The organism is Nocardia sp. NPDC058497 (genome assembly GCF_042720195.1).
In the GTDB taxonomy this organism is placed as follows: Bacteria; Actinomycetota; Actinomycetes; order Mycobacteriales; family Mycobacteriaceae; genus Nocardia.
Window position 1 is genome coordinate 1 of sequence record NZ_JBHXMY010000258.1, and the last position, 8,037, is coordinate 8,037.

Genomic DNA, 8,037 nt, shown 5'->3' on the forward strand with positions numbered 1-8,037 from the left:
GTGGGGCCCGGCAGGCCAACGGGCCGCCCCCGTCGGGGCCGGGCCCTTCGTCCGGCGTCTATTCCTCGTCGAGCAGCAGGTCGGCGGCGGCCGCCTCGTCGACGACCCAGGTCGTCGACTCGATGCCGACGGCGCCCGCCGACGGGACATCGTCGGGGGAGGCACCGTTGACGGCGGCGGCGACCGCGGCGGCCTTGCCGGTGCCGCTGACGACGAGCATCACGTGGCGGGAACGGTGGATCGCCGGGAGGGTCAGGCTGACCCGGGTCGGCGGCGGCTTCGGGCAATCATGCACGGCGACAACGTAATCGTGCTGTTCCCGGATGGCGGGGGAGTGCGGGAACAGGGAGTCGATGTGGCCTTCGGGACCCATGCCGAGAACCGTCAGGTCGATCTCGCCGCGCTCGTCGAGCTCGGCGTGGATCGCCTGGGCATAGGCGGCGGCCGCTGCCTCCGGGGAGCCGTAGGTGCCGTCGGAGGCAGCGATCGGGAAGACGTGGGCCGGGTCGAGCGGGACGAAGTCGAGCAGCGCCTGCCTGGCCTGGAGTTCGTTGCGATCCGGGTCGTCCGCCGGGACGAAGCGCTCGTCGCCCCAGTAGACGTAGAGCTTGGACCAGTCGATGGCGCCCGGATTCTGCCGGACCCGCTCGAGCAGGCGGATGCCGTCGCTGCCGCCGGTCAGCGACACCGAGGCGGTGCCTCGTTCTGCTTGGGCCGCGACGATCACGTCGACGAATCGTTCGGCGGCGGCATCGGCCAGACCGTCGGCGTCGTCGTGGACCTCGACGGTATTGGCGGGGAACTCGGCACCGAGCTCGTCGTGCACGTCGATGTGGTCACTCATAGGTCACCTTCTCGATTCCGGCGAGTGCCTCGGCGTAGATCTCGTCGGCATCGAGCCGGCGCAGTTCCTCGGCGAGGCAGTCGCGAGTTTCCCGGCGCGCCAGCGCGATGCGCTGATCGGGTTCACCGGTGCGGGTCAGCGTTGCTGTTCTTCCTAGTTGCGGGCGGCTGATGGCGATCGAATCCGTGCCGCGGTGCAGCTCCACCCGCAGCTCACCCGTCCTGCGGACGACGGGACAACTCAGACGCGAAGCCAGCCAGCCGGCGAGCGTGTCCAGGGCGGGCTCGCTGGCCAGCCCGGACACGGTCACCGCGGTGACCGGCTCGAACGGCGGCTCGTCCAGTGCCGCGGCCAGCAGCGCACGCCAGTAGGTGATCCGGCTCCACGCCAGGTCGGTATCGCCCACCGCGTAGGAGTCGCGGCGCTTCTTGATGGCGGCCTGCGGATCGGGCGCGAAGGTGGCGTCGGTGATCCGGCGCTTGGCCAGCTTGCCCACCGAGTCCAGCGACGGGAACTCCGGCGCGCCACGCGGCCACCACGCCACCACGGGGGTGTCGGGCAGCAGGAACGGCGTGACGACGCTGCTCTCGTGGTTCACCAGCGGGCCCTGCAGGCGCAGCACGATCACCTCGGCCGCACCGGCGTCACCGCCGACCCGGATCTGGGCGTCGAGGCGGGTATCGGCGTCGCGGTCGCCGCGGGCCAGCACGATCACGCGGCACGGGTGTTCGCGGCTGGCGTCGTTGGCGGCGTCGATCGCGTCCTCGGCCTCGGAGGAATCCAGCGTGCAGACCACCAGGGTAAGCACCCGGCCCTGGGTGATCACGCCGTTGGTCTCGCGCAGCTGCACCATCCGTTTGCCGACCTCGACGGTGGTGGTGTCGGGCATGTCGACGATCACGGACGCCGCCATTCCCGCCCGCTGCGCGCGAGCATCTCATCGGCCGAGGTGGGACCCCAGGTGCCCGCCTCGTAGGGTTCGGGCTTGCCCTCGGCCGCCCAGTGCTCGAGCACGGGATCGAGGATGCGCCAGGACAATTCGACCTCCGCGTTGACCGGAAACAGCGAGGGCACCCCGAGCAGCACGTCCAGGATCAGCCGCTCGTAGGCCTCGGGGGAGGACTCGGTGAACGCCTCGCCGTAGCTGAAGTCCATGTTCACATCGCGCACTTCCATGCCCGAGCCCGGCACCTTGGAACCGAAGCGCAGGGTGATGCCCTCGTCCGGCTGCACCCGGATGACCAGCGCGTTCTGCCCGAGTTCCTCGGTCATGGTCTGGTCGAACGGCAGGTGCGGCGCGCGTTTGAAGATCACCGCGATCTCGGTGACCCTGCGGCCCAGGCGTTTTCCGGTGCGCAGGTAGAACGGGACACCGGCCCAGCGGCGGTTCTCCACGTGCAGGGTGATCGCGGCGTAGGTCTCGGTCCGCGACTGCGGGTCGAAACCGTCCTCCTCGTGCAGGCCGACCACCTGCTCGCTGCCCTGCCAGCCCTCGGTGTACTGGCCGCGCGCGGTCGTCTCGTCCAGTGGCGCGACGAGTTTGGTCGCCGAGAGCGCCTTGATCTTCTCGGTGGTCAGCTGCTCCGGCTCGAAGGAGGTGGGCTCTTCCATCGCGGTCAGCGCCAGCAGCTGCAGCAGATGGTTCTGGATGACGTCACGCGCGGCGCCGATCCCGTCGTAATACCCCGCGCGCCCGCCCAGGCCGATGTCCTCGGCCATGGTGATCTGCACGCTGTCGACATAGTTGGCGTTCCACAGCGGCTCGAACAACTCGTTGGCGAAGCGCAGCGCCAGGATGTTCTGCACCGTCTCCTTGCCGAGGTAGTGATCGATGCGGAAGACCTGCTCCTCCGGGAAGACCCGGTTGACCAGCGCGTTGAGTTCCTTGGCGCTGGCCAGGTCGTGCCCGAAGGGCTTCTCGATCACCACCCGCCGCCACGGCAGGTAGCCGTCGGCGTCGGTGCCGACCGGCTGGGCCAGCTTGTGCTCGGAGAGCTGGTCGAGCACCACCGGGAACATGTTCGGCGGAATCGACAGGTAGAAGGCGTAATTGCCGCCGGTGCCGCGGGTCGCGTCCAGGGTCCGCAGGGTGTCGGCGAGGGTCGCGAAGGCCGCGTCGTCGTCGAAACTGCCCTGGACGAACCGCAGGCCTTCGGCCAGGTGGTCCCAGACCTCCTGGCGAAAGGGGGTGCGTGCGTGTTGCTTCACCGCGTCCAGGACGACGGCGGCGAAGTCTTCGTCGGCGTAGTTACGCCGGGCGAACCCGACCAGGGCGAAACCAGGGGGCAACAGCCCCTGGTTCGCCAGGTCGTAGATGGCCGGCATCAGCTTCTTGCGGGACAGATCTCCGGTGACACCGAAGATCACCATGCAGCAGGGTCCCGCGATGAAGGGAACCCGTTTGTCTCGTTCGTCGCGCAGCGGGTTATGCCACAGCCCCGCCGCCCGATCCGTCGATGCTGTGCCGGCCATCGGGTCAGTTGCCCCCCGCCGCCGCGGTGCGCAGTTCGCCGGTGGTGGCTTCGAGCAGTTCGTTCCACGCCGACTCGAACTTGTCGACGCCCTCGCGCTCGAGCAGCGCGAACACATCGTCGAGGTCGATGCCGACCGCCGCCAGGTCGGCGAAGACCTGCGCGGCCTCGGTGGCCCGGCCGCTGAGCGTGTCACCGAGCACCTCGCCGTGATCGGCGAAGGCCTGCAACGTCTTCTCCGGCAGGGTGTTCACCGTGTTCGGGCCCACCAGCTCGGTGACGTACAGGGTGTCGGCGTAGTCCGGGTTCTTCACCCCGGTCGACGCCCACAGCGGACGCTGGCGGTTGCCGCCCTGCGCGGCCAGGTGGTTGTAGGTGGAGGTGTGCGCCCCACCGTCGAACACGTCCTGGTACTCGGCGTAGGCCAGCCGGGCGTTGGCGACGCCTGCCTTGCCACGCAGCGCGAGCGCCTCCGGTGTGCCGATCGCGTCCAGGCGCTTGTCGATCTCGGTGTCCACGCGGGAGACGAAGAACGAAGCGACGGAATGGATCTTGGCCAGATCGTGGCCGCCGATCTTGGCGTTGCGCAGACCGTCGAGGTAGGCGCCCATCACCGCGCGGTAGCGCGGCACCGAGAAGATCAGCGTCACGTTGACGCTGATGCCCTCGCCGATCACGGCGGTGATGGCGGGCAGGCCCGCCTCGGTGGCCGGGATCTTGATGAACAGGTTGTCGCGGTCGACGATCTTCCACAGCTCGATCGCCTGGGCGACGGTCTTGTCGGCGTCGAAGGCGAAACGCGGGTCGACCTCGATCGACACGCGGCCGTCGACGCCACCGGTGGCCTCGAACACCGGGGCGAGCACGTCGCAGGCGGCGCGCACGTCGTCGGTGGTCATGGTGCGGATCGCGGCGTCGGCGTCGGCGCCCTGGGCGGCAAGCTCTTTCAGCTGACCGTCGTAGTCGTGGCGCTTGCTCATGGCGGCCTGGAAGATGCTCGGGTTCGTGGTGACACCGACGACGCTGCGGGTCGCGACCAGGTCGGCGAGATTGCCGGACTTGATCCGATCACGGGACAGATCGTCGAGCCACACCGAGACCCCCGCGGCCGAGAGCGCGGCGAGATTCTCGTTCTGTGCCATTGGTTTTACCCCTTCACCTTGTCGGTCGAACGCAGTGCGGCGGCGACGACGGCATCGGCGGTGATACCGAATTCGCGGAACAGGGTCTTGAAGTCGGCCGAGGCACCGAAGTGATCGATGCCGACGACCTCGCCCGCGTCACCGACGAACCGGTGCCACGGCATCGCGATACCGGCCTCGACGGCCACCCTGGCACGCACCGAAGGCGGCAGCACCTCGTCGCGGTAGCCCTGCTCCTGCGCGTCGAACCATTCCACACACGGCATCGAGACCACGCGGGTCGGGATGCCCTGCTCCTCCAGGGTAGTGCGCGCGGCGACCGCGAGCTGCAGCTCGGAACCGGTGCCGATCAGGATGACCTGCGGGGTCCCGGTGGAGGCCTCGGCCAGCACGTAGCCACCCTTCTTGACACCCTCGTAGCTGGTGCCCTCCAGGGTCGGGATGTCCTGACGGGTCAGCGCCAGCGCGGACGGGCCGTCCTGGTGCGGGGCGTCGAAGGTCTTGAAGTGCGAGATGTGCTCGTCGGAGTCGCGCTCGAGGATGGTGCGCCAGGCGTGCACGGTCTCGTTGGCGTCGCCGGGGCGCACGACATTGAGGCCGGGGATCGCGCGCAGCGCGGCCAGGTGCTCGACCGGCTGGTGGGTCGGGCCGTCCTCGCCGAGACCGACGGAGTCGTGGGTCCAGACGTAGATGGCGGGCACCCGCATCAGCGCGGCCAGGCGAACGGCCGGGCGCATGTAGTCGGAGAACACCAGGAAGGTGCCACCGTACGGGCGGGTCGGGCCGTGCAGCGCGATGCCGTTGAGGATCGAGCCCATCGCGTGCTCACGGATACCGAAGTGCAGGGTGCGGCCGTAGGGCTGCGCCTTCCACATGCCGGTCGAGATCGACTCGGGGCCGAAGCTCGGCTGGTTGGGCATGGTGGTGTTGTTGGACTCGGCCAGGTCGGCCGAACCGCCCCACAGCTCGGGCAGCTCGTCGGCGACGGACGCCAGGAACTTGCCGGAGGCCTTGCGGGTGGCCATGCCCTTCGGGTCGGTCTCGAAGGTCGGCAGCGCCTCGACCCAGCCCTTGGGCAGCGAGCGGGTCTGCAGGCGGTCGAACAGGGTCTTGTTCGACGGGTTCGTCTCGGCCCACTTGTCGAAGTCCAGCTGCCACTTCGCCTTGGCCTCGGCACCGCGGGCCAGGGCCTGGCGGGTGTGCTCGATGACGGCCGGGTCGACGTCGAAGGACTTCTCGGGATCGAAGCCGAGCGCCTTCTTGACCGCGGCGACCTCGTCGGCGCCCAGCGCCGCGCCGTGCGCGCTACCGGTGTTCATCTTGTTCGGAGCGGGGAAGCCGATGATGGTGCGCAGGATGATGATCGACGGCTTGTCGGTGACCGCCTTGGCCGCCTCGATGGCCGCCTCGATCGCCACGACGTCCTCGCCGCCCTCGACGATCTGCACATGCCAGCCGTAGGCCTCGTAGCGCTTGGCGACGTCCTCGGTGAAGGCGATGTCGGTGTCGTCCTCGATGGAGATCTCGTTGTCGTCGTAGATCACCACGAGGTTGCCCAGCTGCTGGGTGCCCGCGATCGAGGAGGCCTCGGCGGTGACGCCCTCCTGCAGGTCGCCGTCGGAGGCGATGGTGTAGATGAAGTGGTCGAACGGGCTGGTGCCCGGCGCCGCTTCCGGATCGAACAGGCCACGCTCACGACGGGCGGCCATCGCCATGCCGACCGCGGAGGCCAGGCCCTGGCCCAGCGGGCCGGTGGTGATCTCGACGCCGTCGGTGTGCCGGAACTCGGGGTGGCCCGGGGTCAGCGAACCCCACTGGCGCAGGTGCTCGAGGTCGGTCAGCTCCAGGCCGAAACCGGCCAGGTAGAGCTGGATGTAGAGGGTGAGGCTGGAATGCCCACAGGACAGCACGAACCGGTCGCGGCCGACCCAGCGCGGTTCCGCGGGGTCGTGGCGCATCGTGCGCTGGAAGAGGGTGTAGGCGACCGGCGCGAGGCTCATCGCGGTACCGGGGTGCCCGTTGCCCGCCTTCTGCACGGCATCGGCGGCGAGGACGCGGGCGGTATCGACGGCCTTGGTGTCGAGGTCCGTCCAGTCGCTGGGGTAGTTCCGCTGAGTGAGGGCGCGAATGTCGTCTGTGACTGACACGACCGTGGTTCTCCTGACCTGTGGTTTCGTCGACGGCGATACATGGCAGCTGCGATGGTGTCGGATGCGGACCGCACGCGGCCGTGGGTGCGTACCGATGTACATCCACACCCTAGTGGTGGTGCTCGGTGGGACCGGCGCGAACCCTGGTTGTGAGTGTAGTGCGGACCTGGGCGTCGTCTCCCGGTGTGGGCGGCATCGATCGGCGGGCAGCGCGGTGGGGGGTCCGCGGTGCCGTTCACCTGCATGTCGATGCCGGTTCACCGGGGGGTGGGGCCTCGTGACGGCCGTGTGAGCGGCAGTGACCGTGCCCACGGTGGCAGGGCCCTGGCGTGGAGCGGCACCGGCGTGGGTCTACCATCGTCTGTAGTAGTGGCCGCGCCGCAGCCGCGCGCTACTGGTTCCAATGCCGGATGCGAAGCACAGTGTGCGAGGAGAAACAGTGCGGATCGATCCCCAGCCGGGTAGTAGCGGTGCGCACAATTCCTCGACGGCACTGGCCGATCGCCTCACCGGGGACGGTCTCGTCTCCAAGGTACTGCGCAAGCCGCTCGCCTACATCGCGCTCACCAAGCCGCGTGTCATCGAGCTGCTGCTCGTCGCCACCATCCCGACGATGTTGCTGGCCGACCGCGGCACCGTCGACATCCGGCTGATCCTGGTCACCCTGTTCGGTGGCTGGATGGGCGCGGCCAGCGCCAACACCCTCAACTGTGTCGCCGACGCCGACATCGACAAGGTGATGAAGCGGACCGCGCGGCGCCCGCTGGCCCGCGACGCGGTGCCGACCAGGCACGCGCTCGTCTTCGGTGTGGCACTGGGCGCGATCTCGTTTGCGTGGCTGTGGTGGCAGGCCAATCTGCTCAGCGGCGTGCTGGTCGTCGCGACGATCCTGTTCTACGTCTTCGTCTACACCAAGGGCCTCAAGCGCCGGACCTCGCAGAACGTCGTGTGGGGCGGAGCCGCTGGCTGCATGCCCGCCCTGGTCGGCTGGTCCGCGGTCACCGGGAACATCGGCTGGCCCGCGATCGTGCTGTTCGCCGTCATCTTCTTCTGGACGCCGCCGCACACCTGGGCGCTGGCCATGCGCTACAAGGAGGACTACCGGGCGGCCGGGGTGCCGATGCTGCCGGTGGTCGCGACCGAGCAGGTCGTCACCAAGCAGATCGTCATCTACACCTGGCTGACCGTGCTGGCCACGCTCGCCCTCGTCCCGGCGACCGGTGTCATCTACGCCGCTGTCGCGCTGGTGGCCGGTGCGTGGTTCCTGCTGATGGCGCATCAGCTCTACGCCGGGGTGCGGCGTGGTGAGTCGGTGAAGCCGCTGCGGTTGTTCCTGCAGTCGAACAACTACCTGGCGGTGGTGTTCTGTGGTCTGGCTGTCGACTCGGTGCTCGGCTGGACCACACTGGGTAGCCCCGTCGGGCTCTGAT

6 protein-coding genes are annotated in these 8,037 nt (G+C 69.0%); 1 reads left to right on the forward strand and 5 read right to left on the reverse strand.

All coding sequences use genetic code 11. From position 1 onward, the window contains the following. Window positions 1-58: 58 nt before the first annotated feature. Genes pgl through tkt form a run of 5 tightly spaced genes read right to left on the reverse strand, consistent with a single transcriptional unit; the run spans window position 59 to window position 6,604 of the window. Window positions 59-844 carry a 6-phosphogluconolactonase gene (pgl, locus tag ACFWPJ_RS18145; protein ID WP_378852747.1) on the reverse strand — a complete coding sequence of 262 codons (786 nt, stop codon included), beginning with the start codon at window positions 842-844 and terminating at the stop codon, window positions 59-61. Further along, window positions 837-1,745 (reverse strand): glucose-6-phosphate dehydrogenase assembly protein OpcA, encoded by a 909-nt coding sequence (gene opcA / locus ACFWPJ_RS18150; RefSeq protein ID WP_378852757.1) that lies wholly within the window; start codon window positions 1,743-1,745, stop codon window positions 837-839. Before opcA ends, pgl begins: the two co-directional genes overlap by 8 nt. Further along, on the reverse strand, window positions 1,742-3,316 hold the full coding sequence (zwf, locus tag ACFWPJ_RS18155) for a glucose-6-phosphate dehydrogenase (protein ID WP_378852749.1): 1,575 nt from the start codon (window positions 3,314-3,316) through the stop codon (window positions 1,742-1,744). Before zwf ends, opcA begins: the two co-directional genes overlap by 4 nt. 4 nt (window positions 3,317-3,320) lie before the next feature. Beyond that, window positions 3,321-4,457, reverse strand: a complete 1,137-nt coding sequence (gene tal, locus ACFWPJ_RS18160; protein WP_378852751.1) for a transaldolase — start codon at window positions 4,455-4,457, stop codon at window positions 3,321-3,323. Window positions 4,458-4,462: 5 nt separating this feature from the next. Next, complete coding sequence (tkt, locus tag ACFWPJ_RS18165) at window positions 4,463-6,604, reverse strand: transketolase (protein ID WP_378852753.1); 2,142 nt, start codon at window positions 6,602-6,604, stop codon at window positions 4,463-4,465. Between the two features lie 442 nt (window positions 6,605-7,046). Here tkt and ACFWPJ_RS18170 point away from each other — a divergent pair, with 442 nt between their 5' ends. Then, window positions 7,047-8,036 carry a heme o synthase gene (locus ACFWPJ_RS18170; protein WP_378852755.1) on the forward strand — a complete coding sequence of 330 codons (990 nt, stop codon included), beginning with the start codon at window positions 7,047-7,049 and terminating at the stop codon, window positions 8,034-8,036. Window position 8,037: the final 1 nt, after the last annotated feature.